A 15,699-nucleotide genomic window follows, 5' to 3' on the forward strand; every position below is an offset into this window, starting at 1 on the left:
AGAGGGGGCCGGCTGTGCAGAAGATTGTCGTGAACGCGAAGCCCGGAGGCTTCGGGCTGTCCCGCGAGGCCGCCGCTGCGCTCGGACTGGAGGTCGACGAGAAGTCGTCGTTCATGCAGCCATACCGAGTCATTGGCGAGAGCGCGCTCCGCAGAAACGATTCTCGCCGAGTCGTGGCGCGGCTCGCTCGCGGCCTGTTGGAGCGGTGCGCCGAGCTGACTGCCCAGATCAACGCGCTCGAGAAGGAGCTGCGCGGACTCGTGCGGGTGTTGGCACCGTCGCTGCTGGAGATCCCCGGTTGTGGTGTCCTATCGGCCGCGGTCATCGTCGGTGAGACAGCCGGCGTCCACAATCTCGGCGTCAGCGGTCACTCCCTACGCGCCGGTCACGCCACCACAGCCGCCGCCAACGGCGCGCCGCTCGACCGGATCGCCGCGCAGACCCGACACCGCGACCTGACCACCCTCTTCAACCACTGCATCTACGAGATGCCCTTCGTGGTGGTGGAAATCGATCCCTAGAGAACACCGATCCACCAGCACGTAAGGGCATTCTCACTTCACGCCGCGCTCACAACCCCGAGCTCATCGGTGGATCGAGGCTTAGTGCGGGATCGCCAGCTGACGATCCTGACGAGCAAGCCGCTGTACGTGAGCGAGACCGGCTGCCCGGAGACGGGCGGCGACGAGGCTGCCTGGATCCGGGACATATGGTCGTGGCTGGCGGCGCACCCCGAGGTGCGCGGCGTCACCTGGTTCGACTTCGACAAGGAGACCGACTGGCGCGTCGACAGCTCGGAGGCGTCGCTGCAGGCCTACGCCACCGGCGCCCGGTCCTTCGCCTAGCCGCCGGTGCCCCGGAAGGGGTCGTGCGGACGGCGACGTCGTCGGGCCGTCCAGACCCCTACAGCCAGCGCAGCTGGCGCTGCTTGGCCTCGTCGTAGTCGGCTCGACCGGAGAGCGAGTCCGGGACGCCGGTCTCCCACCAGGCGCCGGCCTCGGTCCAGGTGGTGGGGTGGGTCCGGCAGACGACCACGGCGGGGCGGCGGGTGTCCGAGGCGACCTGACGGGCGCGGAGGTACGCCGCGCGCAGATCCTCGACGCCGGCGTCCGCGGGCACGTCCTCGACCGCGCAGCCGAGCGACCGCGCGTGGGCGGCGAAGTCGACCCGCACGCTGCCGTCGGAGCCCGGGCCGCGGGCATCCGTGAGGAGGTTGTTGAACCCCTCGGCACCCTGGTTGGTCTGGAGCCGGTGGATCACGGCGTACCCGCCGTTGTCGCAGAGCACCGCGACGTACGGATGCCCGCTGAACGCCGCGGAGTAGAGCTCGGAGTTGAGCATGAGGTACGAGCCGTCGCCGAACAGCGCGGTGACCAGGCCGTCGGGGTGGGTCCGCTGCCGGGCCATGGCGGCGCCCCAGGGGGCGACCACCTCGTAGCCCATGCAGGAGAAGCCGTACTCGAGGTCCATCGTCGCGCCGGACGTGGCGCCTGCGTCCGGCTTGACGTCGCCGGTGCGCCACCCGCCGTGGAGCTCGCCCGGCATGCCGCCGGAAGCGGTGAGCACGTAGTCGTCCGGCCCGCTCGCGTCGTTGACCACGCCGACGACCTGGGCGTAGCTGAGGGCCCCGTCCGGCGCGACGCCGGCGCGCAGCTCGTCGACGTGGGAGTCCCAGGCGGCCTTCTCCTGCTGCGCGCGGACCGCGTTCTGCGGCGGCGCGGCCCAGCCGTCGAGCGCACCGGACAGCTCGGTCAAGGTCTCGCGGGCGTCGCCGACGACCGCCTGCGCGGCGTGCTTGACGGCGTCGAAGCGCGCCGCGTTCACGGTCACGAGCGACACGTCGTCGGCGAAGCCGGTCCACGAGGACGTGGTGAAGTCCTGGAGCCGGGTGCCGACCGCGAGCACGACGTCCGCCTCGGCGGCCAGCGTGTTCGCCGACGTCGAGCCGATGATGCCCAGCGCGCCGGCGTACAGCGGGTGGTCGTGGGGGACGAGCGTGCGCCCGGCCACGGTCTCGACGATCGGCACCTGATGCGCCTCGGCGAAGGCCAGCGCCTCGGCAGCCGCGCCGGAGTAGCGGACCCCGCCGCCGACCACGAGAAGCGGGCGCTCGGCCCGCCGCAGGGTCGCCACCGTATCCCGGACGGCCGCCAGGTCGGGCCGGGGCCGCGGCACGCGGTGCAGGCGAGGCTCGAACATCGCGACGGGGAAGTCGCAGGTCTCGGCCTGCACGTCCTGGGGGAGCGCCAGCGTCACCGGCCCCGCGTCGGCCGGGTCGGTCAGGACCCGCGCCACCTGCGGCAGGGTGCCGATCAGCTGCTCGGGGCGGGTGAGCCGGTCGAAGTAGCGCGACACGGGTCGGAACGCGTCGTTCACGGAGATCGTCGGCTCGCCGAAGTGCTCCACCTGCTGGAGCACCGGGTCGGGGGCGCGCCCGGTGAAGGTATCGCCCGGGAGGAGCAGCACCGGCAGCCGGTTCGCATGGGCGAGGCCGGCTGCGGTGACCATGTTGAGCGCACCGGGCCCGATGGACGACGTCGCCGCCATCACCTGGCGGCGGTCCGTGGCGCGCGCGTACGCGACCGCCGCGAGCGCCATGCCCTGCTCGGTCTGGCCGCGCCACGTCGGCAGCTCGTCCTGCACGTCGTACAGCGCGGTGCCGAGCCCGAGGACGTTGCCGTGCCCGAAGATCGCGAAGACCCCGGCGAACAGCGGTACCTCGGTGCCGTCGAGAAGCTCGGAGCGTTGGACGGTCATCCAGCGGACCAGCGCCTGCGCGGCCGTGAGGCGGATCGTTCGTGCGCTCATCAGGTGTGCCTCTCGCTCGAGGTGGCAGCCGACGTCACCGGGCACCGCGGGTCGGTCTCCATGGTGGCCCAGGAGTCGCGGACCCAGGCGTGGGCAGGGTCGTCGCAGAACGCCAGCGCGCGCTCGGCGGCCGGCCCGGCCATCACGTTGAGGTAGTACATGGGGTAGCCGGGCGCCGCGATGCACGGACCGTGGTAGCCGTGCGGCACCAGCACGACGTCGTGGTCGCGCACCTCGACGAGCTCGTCGAGCGGCGCGAGTCCGGCGTCCGCGTGCTCGGGGCCGGTGTAGGTCCGGTGGTAGCCGAAACCGTCGCGAGACGGTCTCACCTGGTCCGCGCCGGCGATCCGGTAGTAGTAGATCTCCTCGTTGACGACCGGGCACGGCTCACTCGCGTCGTGCTTGTGCGGCGGGTAGCTCGACCAGTTGCCCGGCGGGGTGATCAGCTCGCAGCAGACCAGCTTCTCGGCGTGGTCCCAGACGCCGGGTACGCCGAAGTTGTTCACCTGCCGGGTGGCGTTGCCCGCACCTCGCACCTCGACCGGGACGTCCTCGGCCGTGGCGTACGCCGGAGGCAGCACCTGGCTGCACCGCGACGCCGGGACGGCGATCTCCGCGCCGGTCTCGCTCGCGAGGACCACGACGCTGTCGCGGCCGACGTAGGCGAAGTCGGTGACCGCGGCGAACACGGAGGGCCGGCCGGTCAGGTTCAGGCTCTTCAGGTGCTCCCCGGACCCGTCGGCGACCTCGACGTCCACGCTCCCTCCGGACAGCGGGAGGAGGAACACCTCGGAGCCGCCGGTGTGCAGCGTGACGGCGCCTCCGGGCCGGACGGCCACGACCCGGAGCCCGGTCCAGGTCCAGCCCGCGTCCTCCGGGGTGATCTCGACGACGAGCTCGGAGTCGCGGTCCTGCCAGGGCCGATGCAGGGTCATCGGTCCGCCTCGTGCGCGGTGCGGAGCACGGTGGCGGCGGCGTCGACCGCGGCGTGGACGTCGCCGTCGGGCGGGTAGAGCAGGGCCCGTCCGACGACCAGCCCGCGAACGGTGGGCTGGGTGAGGGCGCGGCCCCAAGACTCGAGGTCCACTGCCGGGTCGGGGCTCGGCACCCCGCCGAGCACGACGCACGGCAGGGTGGTCGCACCGAAGACCGTGACCGGGTCGTCGCACGCGGGCATCTTGAGCCAGGTGAAGGCGCTGGTGGTGCCGAGGGCGCTCGCGATGGTGATCGCGCGGGCGAGTGCCGGCACGTCCTTGCGCAGCGTCAGCGTGCCGTCGTCGCCGCGGTGGTAGGGGAGTGGCTCCACCATCGCGATCAGGCCGAGGCCGGCGAGCTCGCTCACCGCCGACGCACAGCCCTCCAGCGTGCCCGCGGTGGAGGGATCCTGGTCGTCGATCCGCAGCAGCATCTTCCCGCCGTCGAGCCGGCAGGCCGCGATGCTGGCGGCGTCGTACCCGGTGAACCGGTCGTCCATGGTCCAGCTGGCGCCGTCGAGGCCGCCTCGGTTCATCGAGCCGATCACCAGCTTGTCCTCGAGGGCGCCGAGCAGGAGCAGCTCCTCGACGATGTCGGGGCTGCCGAGGACGCCGTCGACCTCCGGGTGCTCGAGCGCCTCGACCAGGCGCGCGAGCAACGATCGCCGGTCGGCCATCGCCATCGCGTCGTCACCGGAGCGCAGCGAGCCGCGTGCGGGATGGTCGGCGGCGACCAGGAAGAGGGTGCCGCGCTCGGAGAGGATGCGCGACGGCCGTCTCCGCTCGGCGTAGGCCTTCGCGACCGCGGAGGGGTCCGTCGCGCGCTGGAGCAGGAGGTCCCGCCAGGCGGCGTCGGCGAGGGTGGGGCCGGGTTCGACGGCCACCGCTTCGAGCTCGGTCATGCGGTCACTCCTCCTCGGGCGGCGACGATCTCGTCCAGCTCGGTCGGCGTCGGCATCGCGTCGGCACAGGCGAGCCGGGACGCGACCACCGCACCGGCGACGTTGGCGTACTCCGCGATCCGCACGGGGCCCCAGCCGGCGAGCAGGCCGTGGACGAGCGCACCCCCGAAGGCGTCGCCGGCACCGAGCCCGCAGACGACCTCGACGGGATGGGGCGGGACGACCTGGACGTCGTCGGGCGTCGCGACCAGCACTCCCTCGCCGCCCATCTTGACCAGGGCCAGCTGGACCCCGCGCTCGAGCAGGCGGTTCGCGGCCTCGTGCGGGTCGGCGGTACCGACCGCGACGTCGACCTCGGACCGGTTGCCGACGACGACGTTCGCGGAGTCGAGCATCGCGGAGTACTCGGCACGGGCCTCCTCCGGCGACGGCCAGAACATCGCTCGCCAGTCCAGGTCGAGGCAGGTCCACCGGCCCGACCCAGGGTCAGGGCGTCCCCGGCGCGCCAGCATCTCCAGCTGGGTGCCGCGGGCGGGTTCGACGCTGACCCCGGTGCCGGTGACCCACAGCACCGGCACGTCGCGCACCACGTCCCACGGCACGTCGTCGGTCGTCAGGGTCAGGTCGGGTGCGACCGGAGCCCGGTAGAAGAGCAGCGGCGGGTCCTCCGGCGGGTCCAGCTCGCAGAAGACCACCGGGGTCAGCAGGTCGGGGGCGGTTCCGACGTACGACGCGTCGACGCCGAAGTCCTCCAGCGCCTGGCGGACGTAGTCGCCGAACCCGTCCGGGCCGACCTTGGTGAGCACGGCGGTGCGGCGGCCGAGACGGGCGGCGCCGACAGCCACGTTCGTCGCGGTGCCGCCGAGGGACTTGGCGAACGTCCGCACGTCGCGGAGGGGCCCGGTCTGCTCGGGGTAGAGGTCGACGCCGACCCGGCCGACAGTGAGGAGCTCGAGGTCGGTCATGGTCACCACCCGCCGACGTAGGTGTCGATGGTTTGTCGCATGAACGTCGTCGACTCCCGTGCCCGGTCCTCCCACGCGAACACGCACGACGTCATGATCGAGCGGTCGCTCGCGCCGAACCCGAGACGGTTCACCGTGTCGAAGAACGTGTCCCAGTCCACCTCGCCCTGGCCGATGTCGAGGTGCTGGTGGACCCGCGCCGTCGAGCCGGGCGGATTCACGATGTAGCGCAGCCCGGACGACGCGGTGTGGTCGAAGGCGTCGGCCAGGTGGAGGTGCGTCATCAGCGGGCCGGCGTACTCCATGATCTCGACCATCTTCTCGGGGCTGGTGCCGCCCATGTGGAAGGTGTGGGGCGCGCAGTAGAGGAACGACACGAGCGGGCTGTTGATGCCGCGCACCATGTCGACCGCGACCTTGCCGTCCTCGACGAAGTCGTCGGGGTGCGGCTCGAGCCGCAGCTCCACGCCCTCCCGCTCGAAGATCGGCAGTAGCTCCTCCATCGACCGCCAGAACATCGACTCGCTCCGGCTGGCCTGCTCCGGTCGGCCGTTGAACTCGGAGTTCATCACTCGGCAGTCCAGGTCGACGGTGATCTGGATGGCGCGCTTCCAGTAGCGCACCGCAGCCTGCCGCTCGTCCTCGTCCGGCCCCGACCACCGGTACAGCGGGAGGTGGCAGGCGATCTTCACGTCTGCCGCGTCCAGGGCCTTCTTGAAGGCGCTGACCGTGTCGTCGTCGGCGCGGGGGTGCAGGAAGAACGGCGTGAAGTCCTCCCGCGGGGAGAGCTCGATGTACTCGAAGCCCAGGTCCGCCACGAGGCCGGGCAGCTCCAGGAGCGGGGTGCTGCGGAACATGTACGGGTCGAGGGCGATCTTCATCCCAGGCACCTTTCGAGGACTCTCATGCGTAGAGGTCGGGCTTCAGGGGCAGCTTGATCTCGACCCGCTCACCGTCGTACAGCGCTCGTACGCCGGCGGCGCAGACGGCCTGCGCCGCGTAGCCGTCCCAGGCCGAGGGGCCGCTGAGCGTCGCGCCCGACGCGACCTCGGCGAGCCACTCGCGGAACTCCACGTCGTAGGCGGCGATGAATCGCTCGCGCCAGTCCTCGGGCACCGCCACCCCGACGCTGTTGGAGGATCGGACGACGACCGAGCCTCGGTCGGCGAGCGCCGCGGTGCCGTCCTCGCCGATGACCTCGCCGCGGATGTCGTAGCCGTAACGGATGTTGACCGACGTCTCCACGCTCACCAGCACACCGGACTCGGTCTCCAGCGTCATCAGCAGCGGGTCCTGGAGATCGCCGCCGTGCCGGTTCGGCTTGGCCGCCTGGACGCGGATCGCGGTCAGCTCCTCTCCGAGGAGCCAGCGCACGACGTCGAAGTCGTGCACGGCGGTGTCGACGATCGCCATGTCGCGGGTGTAGTGCTCGGGCACCGACGGGTTGCGGTGACCCGAGAAGTACATGAGGGGCGCGCCGATCGTGCCGGAGTCGATGACTCCCTTCAGCGCGCGGTAGGCCGTGTCGTACCGCCGCATGAAGCCCACCTGCACCAGGCGCCGGCCCGCGGCCACCTCGGCGTCGATGATCCGCTGGCACGCCTCGGTGGTGGTGGCCAGCGGCTTCTCACAGAAGACGTGCTTGCCGGCAGCGATCGAGGCGAGGACGTAGTCCTCGTGCGTCGGGCCCCACGAGCAGACGATGACCGCGTCCACGCCGTCGTCCGCGACCAGGTCCTCGCCGGTCGCGTGCACGGTGGCGCCCGACAAGCCGGCCGCCACCTCCTTGGCGGCCACCTCGTTGGTGTCGGTGACCGCCACGACCTCGGCGCCGGAGAGGACCTCGGTCAGCCGCCGGATGTGGTCACGGCCGATCATTCCGGTGCCGATGACTCCGACCTTGAGCGTCATTGCTCTGTCCTGTTCTCAGTAGGGCCAGCGACGGACCGGGCCGAGGCCGCAGCCGACGTAGTAGCCGGCGGTGCGCGCGCCGATGGGGAGGGGGATGTGCGGCTCGACCGGGTAGAGGTCCTGCTCGATGACCGTGTAGATCTCGCGGTCGAGCTTGCCGAGGGCGTCGAGGAGCGGCGGCATGTCGGGCTCGCCGTACGGCGGCTCGCACATGATGCCGAGCTTCACCGACTCCGAGAGCGGCATCTGCTCCGCGAGTGCTCGGGCCCGTACGACGGGGTCGACGGACTTCAGGTGCACATAGGTGATGCGCTCCGGGAACCGCTCGATGATCTCGATGTTGTCGCCCTCGCAGTAGGCGACGTGGCCGGTGTCCAGACAGAGGTTCACCAGCGCCGGGTCCGTGTCGGCCAGGAAGCGCTCGATGCGTTCCTGGGTGTCGACGTGGGTGTCGGCGTGGGGGTGGAAGACGAGCTTGACGCCGTGCTCCTCGTAGATCACCTTGGCCAGCTCGTCGGTGCCGCTGACCAGGTTCTTCCACTGCTCGGTGTCGAGGTCTCCCGACTCCGTCGCGTGCCCGGTGTGCTGGTCGGTGTACTGCTCGGGCAGGTGCACGAGGTACGCCGCGCCGAGGGCAGCGAGCAGCCTGGCCTCCTGGCTGAAGGCGGTGATCGCCTCGTCGAGCGCCTCCTTCCCCTTGTGCAGCCCGGCGAACACGGTGCCGCCGCAGACGGTCAGGTTGCGCTGGGCGAGCTCGTCCTTCAGCTGGCCGGGGTCCTGCGGCATGAACCCCTGAGGACCGAGCTCGGTGTAGACGTAGCCGACTGCGGCGATCTCGTCGAGGTAGACGTCCCAAGTGACCTGGTGCGGATCGTCCGCGAACCACACGCCCCAGGAGTCCGGTGCGGTACCGAGGCGGAGCTGGGCGAGGTCGGACATCGGATCTCCCTACTTGGCGGTGGGGAAGTGGAAGCTGGCGTCGCTGGCGTGGTCGACGTGGGGCCAGCGCGCGGTGACGACCTTGGCGCGGGTGTAGAAGGAGACCCCTTCCGGTCCGTGCACGTGCTTGTCGCCGAACAGTGAGTCCTTCCACCCGCCGAAGGAGTAGAAGGCCATCGGCACCGGCACCGGCACGTTGATGCCGATCATGCCGACGTGCACGCCGCGCTGGAACCTGCGGGCGGCCTCGCCGCTGTTGGTGAAGATCGCGGTGCCGTTGCCGTACGGGTTCGCGTTGACCAGTGCGATGGCCGCATCGACCGTGTCGGCGCGGACCACGGAGAGGACCGGTCCGAAGATCTCCTCGCGGTAGACGTCCATCTCCGTGGTGACCCGGTCGATGACCGTCGGACCGACGAAGAAGCCCGCTTCGTGGCCGGGCACGCTGAAGCCGCGCCCGTCGACGGTGATCTCGGCGCCCTGGTCCTCGCCGGTGCCGATCAGCCCGACGATGCGCTCCTGGGCAGCCCTCGTGACGACCGGCCCCATCTCGCTGTCGTGGTCGCGACCGGAGCCGACCTTGACGGCCCGGGCGCGGCTGTTGACCGCGCTCACGATGGCGTCGGCGGCGGAGCCGACGGCCACCGCGGCGGAGATCGCCATGCACCGCTCGCCGGCCGAGCCGAACGCGGCGGCAGCGAGGTGGTCGGCGGCGAACTCCATGTCGGCGTCGGGGAGGACGATCGCGTGGTTCTTGGCGCCGCCGAGCGCCTGGACCCGCTTGCCGTTGGCGCTGCCGCGCTCATGGATGTAGCGGGCGATGGGGGTGGAGCCCACGAAGGACACCGCGGCCACGCTCGGGGAGTCGAGGAGCGTGTCCACGGCCAGCTTGTCGCCGTGCACCACGTTGAACACCCCATCGGGGAGCCCGGCGCGCTGCCACAGCTCGGCGATGAACACCGACGCCGAGGGGTCACGCTCGCTGGGCTTGAGCACGAAGGTGTTGCCGCAGGCGATCGCCACCGGGAACATCCACATCGGGACCATCGCCGGGAAGTTGAACGGCGTGATGCCGGCGACCACTCCGAGCGGCTCGCGGAACGAGAACGTGTCCACGTCCGTCGAGACCTGGTCGGAGTAGTCGCCCTTCAGCAGCGACGGGATGCCGCACGCGAACTCGACGACCTCGAGACCGCGCTGCACCTCGCCCAGGGCGTCCGAGAGCACCTTGCCGTGCTCGTCGGTGATCAGCTCGGCGATGTCCTGGGCGTGAGCATTCACCAGCTCACGGAAGGCGAACAGGGTCTTCGTGCGCTTCGAGATCGACGTCTGCGACCACTCCGGGAACGCGTCGGCGGCCGCGGCGATCGCCGCCTCCACGTCGCGCTCGGAGCCGAGCACGACCTCGGCCTGCTGCGCGCCGGTGGCGGGGTTGAAGACCGGAGCGGTGCGGTCGCTGGTGCCCGACGTGGACTTGCCGGCGATCCAGTGCTGGACGGTTCTCACGGGTGGGTTCCTCCGGAGTGCGAGATGTCGGAACGGCAGAGGGAAGGACTGCCGGCAGCGCTTCTCCATGAAAAGCCGGAGCAGCCCGCGGTGTCAACACTTTGTCCTAACATTCTGACTGGAGTGTCGAGAGCTGGCGCGCCCACTCGCGAGGGCGTCGGTAGAAAATGGCGACGTCAGAATGTTAGAACAAACTATTGACATCGCGTGCCTCGGTGGGCAAGGTGAGTGACGTCCGGCACATCCACTGCCGGCGCTCCTGAGCGAAGGTCCGGGCATATGCGAAGCCGTCCCACCACCACAGGCGGGACCTGGGTGCCGTCGCGCCAACGGGGTCACGACGCCGGTTCTTGGACCTGCGGGCCACGCCTGCGGGCATCGCGCCCTGCACGCCCTCACGTGCGGGTGTGCGCAACCGGCAACGACGTACGACGAAAGGAACTCCGACGATGAGATGGACACGAGCCCGGAAGGGCGTAGCAGTCACCGCGTTGGCCGCACTCGCTCTCGCCGTGACGGCATGCAGCAGTGGAGGCAAGGAGGAGAGCGACAGCGGCCCCAGTGGCGGCGGAGGCGGTGGCGACGACTCGGGCTACACGATCGCGATGATCACGCACGAGACACCTGGCGACACCTTCTGGGACAAGATCAAGGCCGGTGCCCAGCGGGCAGCAGAGAACTACGGCATCGACCTGAAGTACTCCAACGACCCCGACCCGGGCCAGCATGCGACGCTGATCCAGAACGCCGTCGACTCGGAGGTGGACGGGATCGCCACGACACTCGAGGCCCCGGACGCCGAGGCCGAGTCGGTGCGGACCGCGCTCGACGCCGGCATTCCGATCGTGGCCTTCAACCAGGGCATCGACCAGTACCAGGACCTCGGCATCAGCATGTACTTCGGATCCGACGAGAGGCTCGCCGGCGAGACCGCCGGGCAGCGGATCAGCCAGGCCGGCGGACAGCACGTGCTGTGCGTCATCCAGGACGAGGGCTCGGTCGCACTCGAGACCCGCTGCGCCGGCGTGAAGTCGTCGGCGCCCAGCACGGAGAACATCCAGGTCAACGGAGCGGACGACTCCGCGGTCGTCTCGTCGCTGCAGGCCAAGCTCTCGGAGGACGACTCGATCGACTACATCGTCACGCTCGGGGCACCCATCGCGATGGACGCGCTCCAGGCGATCGAAGCGGCGGGCAGCGACGCCAAGCTGGTCACGTTCGACCTGAACGTGGACGCGGCGCAGGCGATCAAGGACGGCTCGATCGAGTTCTCGATCGACCAGCAGCCCTATGTCCAGGGCTACATGGCGGTGACGTCGCTGTACCTGAACCTGCTGAACGGCAATGACATCGGCGGCGGCGGCCCGGTTCTCACGGGTCCCTCGTTCGTCGACGCCTCCAACATCGACGCGATCGTCCCGTTCGCGGAGAACGGCACTCGCTAGCGGTGGCGGAGAGCCGCCCGGCTCAGCTGTTCGAGCCGGGCGGCTCTCCACATGATGGCCTCAACCTCGGAGGAACTCATGAGTCAAACATCTGAAAAGCCCGTGGCTGCGGCACCGTCGGACGCGTCCAACCGGGTACAGCTGTCGACCTTCAACCGGGTGCTGGCCCGGCCGGAGGTGGGCGCTCTCGTCGCCGCGATCGTCATCGGCATCTTCTTCCTGATCGTGGCGCCGCCGTTCCGCTCGTTCGACTCGCTGGCGACGGTGCTCTACCAGAGCGCGACGATCGGCATCGTCGCAGTGGCTGTCGGCCTGCTGATGATCGGCGGCGAGTTCGACCTGTCGGCAGGTGTCATGGTCACCTCGGCCGGCCTCGTGAACGCGATCTTCTGCTACGAGTACGGCGTCAACCTGTGGGTGGGCGCCGCCCTGTCGTTGGCCTTCGCCCTCGCCGTCGGCTTCCTCAACGGCTATCTGGTGATGAAGACCGGGATCGCCAGCTTCCTGATCACGCTCGGATCCTTCTTCGTGCTCATCGGGGTCAACCTCGGTGTCACGAAGATGGTCACCGGCTCCGTCACGACGCAGAACATCAACCGCATGGACGGCTTCAGCCAGCTGCACTGGATCTTCGCAGCGAGCTTCCAGGTCGGCTCCGTCCGCGTCTCGATCATCGTGCTGTGGTGGTTCCTGTTCGTCGCGCTCGCGACATGGATCCTGCAGCGAACGAGGATCGGCAACTGGATCTACGCCGTCGGTGGCAACGCGGCCAGCGCTCGCGCGGTCGGCGTCCCGGTGCTTCGGGTCAAGGTCGGCCTGTTCATGAGTGTGTCGTTCCTGGCGTGGTTCATGGGCATGCACACCCTCTACCGGTTCAACACGCTGCAGTCCGGGAACGGCGTCGGCAACGAGTTCCTCTACATCATCGCCGCCGTCGTGGGCGGCACGCTGCTCACGGGCGGCTACGGCAACGCCATCGGCGTCGCCATCGGCTCGTTCATCTTCGGCATGACGAACCTCTGCATCGTCTACGCCGGCTGGGATCCGAACTGGTTCCGCGCCTTCCTGGGCGTGATGCTCCTGCTCGCGGTCCTGGTGAACCTGTACGTCAAGAAGCTCTCCACGGCCAGGAAGGTGGGCTAGCCATGACCGACACCATCACCGAGCACGCCGATCAGTCACTCACCCAGGGTGAGCCGTTGGTCCAGATGACCGGCGTCGGCAAGAGCTACGGCGCCATCCGCGCCCTGAAGGGCATCAACCTGACGGTCCGCGCCGGCGAGGTGACCGGCGTCCTCGGAGACAACGGCGCCGGCAAGTCCACGCTCATCAAGATCATCTCCGGCCTGCACGCGCACAACGAGGGCACGCTCAAGGTCGACGGCAAGGAGGTGCGGTTCTCGTCGCCGCGCGAGGCGCTCGACCACGGCATTGCGACCGTCTACCAGGATCTCGCCGTCGTGCCCCTGATGGAGGTGTGGCGCAACTTCTTCCTCGGCTCGGAGATGAGCTCGAGCAAGCTCCCGTTGGCGGGGATGAAGATCAAGGACATGAAGCGGATCGCCGACGAGGAGCTCCGCAAGATGGGCATCGTCGTCAAGGACATCGACCAGCCGATCGGCGAGCTGTCCGGCGGTCAGCGCCAGTGTGTCGCCATCGCTCGCGCGGTCTACTTCGGTGCCCGGGTGCTCATCCTGGACGAGCCGACCGCGGCGCTGGGCGTCAAGCAGTCCGGCGTGGTGCTGAAGTACATCGCCGCAGCGCGCGACGCGGGACTCGGGGTCGTGTTCATCACCCACAATCCTCATCACGCCTACCTGGTCGGCGATCACTTCGTGATCCTCAAGCTCGGCCAGGCGGTGCTGGACCGCAAGCGCGACGAGGTCTCGCTGGACGAGCTCACCCGGCAGATGGCCGGCGGCGACGAGCTCGCCGAGCTCTCCCACGAGCTGCAGCGCTGACCGGGGAGGGATGTCCCATGACGGTGGCAGTGGCGCACCAGGTCTCTCCGACCAGCCTGCTGGCGATCCAGCAGGCGGCGAGTGAGGCGCAGTACCGCGGCACCGACCTCGCGGTGCTGCACGTCACGGACTCGGCGCTGGACGCCGACCGGAGGGAGGCCTACCGGCTCGGGATCGCCGACGACATCGAGCGCGCGCTCGGATCGGACGTGTCGGTCGACTGGAGGCTCCACCTCGTCACGTCGAAGGCCGACATCGGGGGAGAGGTGGTGGCACTGGCCGAGGAGGTCGGCGCGGACCTGCTGGTGATCGGCGCGCGCCGGCGTTCACCGGTCGGGAAGGCGTTCCTCGGCAGCGTCGCTCAGACGATCATCCTGCAGGCGGACGTGCCGGTCCTCGTGGTCAAGACGCCCTGACCTCGAACGCCGTCCGGAACCGTTCGAGCGCGGTCTCGCTGCCGCTCGACGCCCAGGCCTCCAGTCCGACGACGCCCCGGTACCCCGCGCTGTGCAGTGCCGCCGCCACCGCGGGGTAGTTGATCTCGCCGGTGCCCGGCTCCCGGCGCCCGGGCACGTCGGCCACTTGTACCTCGCCGATCAGACCGACGCTGTCGCGGATCAGCTGGATCAGGTTCCCTTCGCCGATCTGCGCGTGGTAGAGGTCCAAGTTCATCCGCAGGTGCGGACTGCTCACGGCAGCCACCATCGCCCGGGTGTCGGAAGCGGTGGCGAACGGAACTCCGGGGTGGTCGACCGCGGTGTTGAGGTTCTCCAGGGCGAACACGACGCCGTGACGTTCGCCGAGCTTCGCAACCCGCTCGAGGGTGCGTAGGGCGGCCAGCCACATCGGGCCTGTGGTGAGCTCGACGGGGCGCACGGGCATGCCGCGGTCGTCGAGGCCGGTGCCGTGCAGGTTGAGGTTGGGGGTCCCCAGTGCGGTCGACGCGTGGATGGACTGCTCGGCCGAGCGCAACAGGGCGTCGGCGCCGGCCGGATCGGTCAGGTTCCCGGTGAGGTACCCGGTCATCGACGTGAAAGCAGCTCCCGTCGCGGCGAGCGCGGCGAGGTCCTTGTCGGCCCAGCCCCAGATCTCGGCGGCGAAGCCGAGCTCGTGGACGCGGCGGACCCGCTCGACGATCGGGACGTCCAGGAACACCATCTCGACGCACACGGCGAGCGTGAAGGCGTCAGGGGGCGCCGCCATCAGCGTCCGACCTCCTCGACCGGCGAGGGAGCACCGCTCTGGACCGACTCGATGCAGGCGAGCGCGATGGCCAAGGCACGTCGTGCGTCCTCCCCGGTGACCGCCGGAGCCCGCTTGGTGCGCACCGCATCGGCGAACTCGGCGAACTCGGCCGTGTAGGCGTCGAGGAACAGGTCGACGTCGCCGCGCACCGTCTCCGCGGATCGGCCGGTGCGCGTGGAGTGCACCATCGCGGTGCGCCTTCCCGGGTCGACCGTCACCATCCCGGCGGAGCCGAAGACCTCGGCGCGGACGTCGTACCCGTAGGCCGCGGAGAAGCTGGCGTCGGCGGTGGCGATCGCGCCGTTGTCGAAGGTGATGACCACGACCGCGGTGTCCAGCAGCCCCTGGCTCTTGAACTCCGGCGCGACCAGGGCATCGGCCGTCGCGTGGACGCTGACCGCCCGGGCGCCCGGGTTCAACCACAGCAGTGCGTCGAAGTCGTGGATCAGGGTCTGGGTGAAGATCGTCCACGGCGGTACCGACCCCGGGTCGGCGAGGCCGGGGTCGCGAGTCAGCGACCGCATCAGCTGTGGCGTCCCCACGCCGCCCGACGACACCACTTCGTGAGCAGCAGCGAAGTCGGCCGAGAACCTCCGGTTGAAGCCCACCTGGAGAGGTACGCCGGCGCCTTCGGCCGCCGCGATGGCTCGGTCCGCGTCGGTCAGGGTCATCGCCATCGGCTTCTCGCAGAAGATCGCCTTGCCCGCCTCGGCTGCCGACTCGACGAGGTCGGCGTGTGCAGTCGACGAGGCGGCGATCACCACGGCCTCGACCTCGTCGTCGCCCAGAATCCGGTCCGGCGTCAGGGAGCGGCAGCCGAGGCGATCCGCGAGCTCGCGCGCGACCCCCGGTCGTGGGTCGCCGACCGCGACCAGGCGGGCACTCGGCACGCGCCGGGCGATGACCTCGGCATGGGAACAGCCCATGCGCCCGGTGCCGATGAGGCCGATGCGGACGGGGTCGGACGGGGCGAGGGAGGTGGTGGCCATCGGGTTCTCTTTCACAGGACTAGAGCGCTCTAGTATCGTCGAGGGGGAGCGCCG

At 70.1% G+C, this 15,699-nt stretch carries 16 protein-coding genes; 6 read left to right on the plus strand and 10 right to left on the minus strand.

The window, feature by feature from the left end:
• Positions 1 to 14 precede the first annotated feature (14 nt).
• Positions 15 to 521: a site-specific integrase gene (locus ACYQ0U_RS02940; protein WP_459969210.1), complete on the plus strand. Its 507-nt coding sequence runs from the start codon at positions 15 to 17 to the stop codon at positions 519 to 521.
• An 84-nt stretch (positions 522 to 605) separates the two neighbouring features.
• Positions 606 to 845 (plus strand): hypothetical protein, encoded by a 240-nt coding sequence (locus tag ACYQ0U_RS02945; protein ID WP_459969212.1) that lies wholly within the window; start codon positions 606 to 608, stop codon positions 843 to 845.
• A gap of 58 nt (positions 846 to 903) precedes the next feature.
• Here the strand turns inward: ACYQ0U_RS02945 and iolD are convergent, their stop codons facing one another.
• Genes iolD through ACYQ0U_RS02985 form a run of 8 tightly spaced genes read right to left on the minus strand, consistent with a single transcriptional unit; the run spans position 904 to position 10,005 of the window.
• Positions 904 to 2,808, minus strand: a complete 1,905-nt coding sequence (gene iolD / locus ACYQ0U_RS02950) for a 3D-(3,5/4)-trihydroxycyclohexane-1,2-dione acylhydrolase (decyclizing) (protein ID WP_459969214.1) — start codon at positions 2,806 to 2,808, stop codon at positions 904 to 906.
• Complete coding sequence (gene iolB / locus ACYQ0U_RS02955) at positions 2,808 to 3,743, minus strand: 5-deoxy-glucuronate isomerase (protein ID WP_459969216.1); 936 nt, start codon at positions 3,741 to 3,743, stop codon at positions 2,808 to 2,810. The genes iolD and iolB overlap by 1 nt, the downstream gene beginning before the upstream one ends.
• Positions 3,740 to 4,684 carry a Cgl0159 family (beta/alpha)8-fold protein gene (locus ACYQ0U_RS02960; protein ID WP_459969218.1) on the minus strand — a complete coding sequence of 315 codons (945 nt, stop codon included), beginning with the start codon at positions 4,682 to 4,684 and terminating at the stop codon, positions 3,740 to 3,742. The genes iolB and ACYQ0U_RS02960 overlap by 4 nt, the downstream gene beginning before the upstream one ends.
• Entirely contained in the window at positions 4,681 to 5,649 is a 969-nt protein-coding gene (gene iolC, locus ACYQ0U_RS02965) for a 5-dehydro-2-deoxygluconokinase (protein WP_459969220.1), read from the minus strand. The genes ACYQ0U_RS02960 and iolC overlap by 4 nt, the downstream gene beginning before the upstream one ends.
• Before the next feature lie 2 nt (positions 5,650 to 5,651).
• Positions 5,652 to 6,530: a sugar phosphate isomerase/epimerase family protein gene (locus ACYQ0U_RS02970; RefSeq protein WP_459969222.1), complete on the minus strand. Its 879-nt coding sequence runs from the start codon at positions 6,528 to 6,530 to the stop codon at positions 5,652 to 5,654.
• 22 nt (positions 6,531 to 6,552) lie between these two features.
• Positions 6,553 to 7,560, minus strand: coding sequence for a Gfo/Idh/MocA family protein (locus ACYQ0U_RS02975; protein WP_459969224.1), 1,008 nt, complete (start codon positions 7,558 to 7,560; stop codon positions 6,553 to 6,555).
• Between the two features lie 15 nt (positions 7,561 to 7,575).
• A complete protein-coding gene (locus ACYQ0U_RS02980; protein ID WP_459969226.1) occupies positions 7,576 to 8,499 on the minus strand; it encodes a TIM barrel protein in 924 nt (307 codons plus the stop codon).
• A gap of 9 nt (positions 8,500 to 8,508) precedes the next feature.
• On the minus strand, positions 8,509 to 10,005 hold the full coding sequence (locus ACYQ0U_RS02985) for a CoA-acylating methylmalonate-semialdehyde dehydrogenase (RefSeq protein ID WP_459969228.1): 1,497 nt from the start codon (positions 10,003 to 10,005) through the stop codon (positions 8,509 to 8,511).
• Between the two features lie 449 nt (positions 10,006 to 10,454).
• On the opposite strand from ACYQ0U_RS02985, the gene ACYQ0U_RS02990 reads away from it, so the two are divergent.
• The 4 genes from ACYQ0U_RS02990 to ACYQ0U_RS03005 all read left to right on the plus strand — a co-directional run bounded on the left by ACYQ0U_RS02990 (position 10,455) and on the right by ACYQ0U_RS03005 (position 13,827).
• On the plus strand, positions 10,455 to 11,450 hold the full coding sequence (locus ACYQ0U_RS02990; RefSeq protein ID WP_459969230.1) for a substrate-binding domain-containing protein: 996 nt from the start codon (positions 10,455 to 10,457) through the stop codon (positions 11,448 to 11,450).
• Between the two features lie 102 nt (positions 11,451 to 11,552).
• A complete protein-coding gene (locus tag ACYQ0U_RS02995; protein WP_459969232.1) occupies positions 11,553 to 12,593 on the plus strand; it encodes an ABC transporter permease in 1,041 nt (346 codons plus the stop codon).
• Positions 12,594 to 12,595: 2 nt separating this feature from the next.
• Positions 12,596 to 13,411 carry an ATP-binding cassette domain-containing protein gene (locus ACYQ0U_RS03000; RefSeq protein ID WP_459969234.1) on the plus strand — a complete coding sequence of 272 codons (816 nt, stop codon included), beginning with the start codon at positions 12,596 to 12,598 and terminating at the stop codon, positions 13,409 to 13,411.
• 17 nt (positions 13,412 to 13,428) lie between these two features.
• Complete coding sequence (locus ACYQ0U_RS03005; RefSeq protein WP_459969236.1) at positions 13,429 to 13,827, plus strand: universal stress protein; 399 nt, start codon at positions 13,429 to 13,431, stop codon at positions 13,825 to 13,827.
• Here the strand turns inward: ACYQ0U_RS03005 and ACYQ0U_RS03010 are convergent.
• Both ACYQ0U_RS03010 and ACYQ0U_RS03015 read right to left on the minus strand, forming a co-directional pair.
• Positions 13,814 to 14,614 carry a TIM barrel protein gene (locus ACYQ0U_RS03010; RefSeq protein WP_459969238.1) on the minus strand — a complete coding sequence of 267 codons (801 nt, stop codon included), beginning with the start codon at positions 14,612 to 14,614 and terminating at the stop codon, positions 13,814 to 13,816. The two genes, ACYQ0U_RS03005 and ACYQ0U_RS03010, sit on opposite strands and share 14 nt — an antisense overlap.
• The gene (locus ACYQ0U_RS03015) at positions 14,614 to 15,645 is read right to left on the minus strand and encodes a Gfo/Idh/MocA family oxidoreductase (RefSeq protein ID WP_459969240.1); all 1,032 of its coding nucleotides are present in this window, start codon (positions 15,643 to 15,645) and stop codon (positions 14,614 to 14,616) included. The genes ACYQ0U_RS03010 and ACYQ0U_RS03015 overlap by 1 nt, the downstream gene beginning before the upstream one ends.
• Positions 15,646 to 15,699 lie beyond the last annotated feature (54 nt).

Source organism: Nocardioides pyridinolyticus, from assembly GCF_054653575.1.

What these genes read in the sequence shown, in the direction of transcription:
- iolC (WP_459969220.1), bottom strand. Translation starts at nt 5,649, where the DNA reads ATGACCGACCTCGAGCTCCTCACTGTCGGCCGGGTCGGCGTCGACCTC.
- ACYQ0U_RS02990 (WP_459969230.1), top strand. Translation starts at nt 10,455, where the DNA reads ATGAGATGGACACGAGCCCGGAAGGGCGTAGCAGTCACCGCGTTGGCC.
- ACYQ0U_RS03005 (WP_459969236.1), top strand. Translation starts at nt 13,429, where the DNA reads ATGACGGTGGCAGTGGCGCACCAGGTCTCTCCGACCAGCCTGCTGGCG.
- ACYQ0U_RS03000 (WP_459969234.1), top strand. Translation starts at nt 12,596, where the DNA reads ATGACCGACACCATCACCGAGCACGCCGATCAGTCACTCACCCAGGGT.
- iolB (WP_459969216.1), bottom strand. Translation starts at nt 3,743, where the DNA reads ATGACCCTGCATCGGCCCTGGCAGGACCGCGACTCCGAGCTCGTCGTC.
- ACYQ0U_RS02960 (WP_459969218.1), bottom strand. Translation starts at nt 4,684, where the DNA reads ATGACCGAGCTCGAAGCGGTGGCCGTCGAACCCGGCCCCACCCTCGCC.
- ACYQ0U_RS02970 (WP_459969222.1), bottom strand. Translation starts at nt 6,530, where the DNA reads ATGAAGATCGCCCTCGACCCGTACATGTTCCGCAGCACCCCGCTCCTG.
- ACYQ0U_RS02980 (WP_459969226.1), bottom strand. Translation starts at nt 8,499, where the DNA reads ATGTCCGACCTCGCCCAGCTCCGCCTCGGTACCGCACCGGACTCCTGG.
- ACYQ0U_RS03015 (WP_459969240.1), bottom strand. Translation starts at nt 15,645, where the DNA reads ATGGCCACCACCTCCCTCGCCCCGTCCGACCCCGTCCGCATCGGCCTC.
- iolD (WP_459969214.1), bottom strand. Translation starts at nt 2,808, where the DNA reads ATGAGCGCACGAACGATCCGCCTCACGGCCGCGCAGGCGCTGGTCCGC.
- ACYQ0U_RS03010 (WP_459969238.1), bottom strand. Translation starts at nt 14,614, where the DNA reads ATGGCGGCGCCCCCTGACGCCTTCACGCTCGCCGTGTGCGTCGAGATG.
- ACYQ0U_RS02975 (WP_459969224.1), bottom strand. Translation starts at nt 7,560, where the DNA reads ATGACGCTCAAGGTCGGAGTCATCGGCACCGGAATGATCGGCCGTGAC.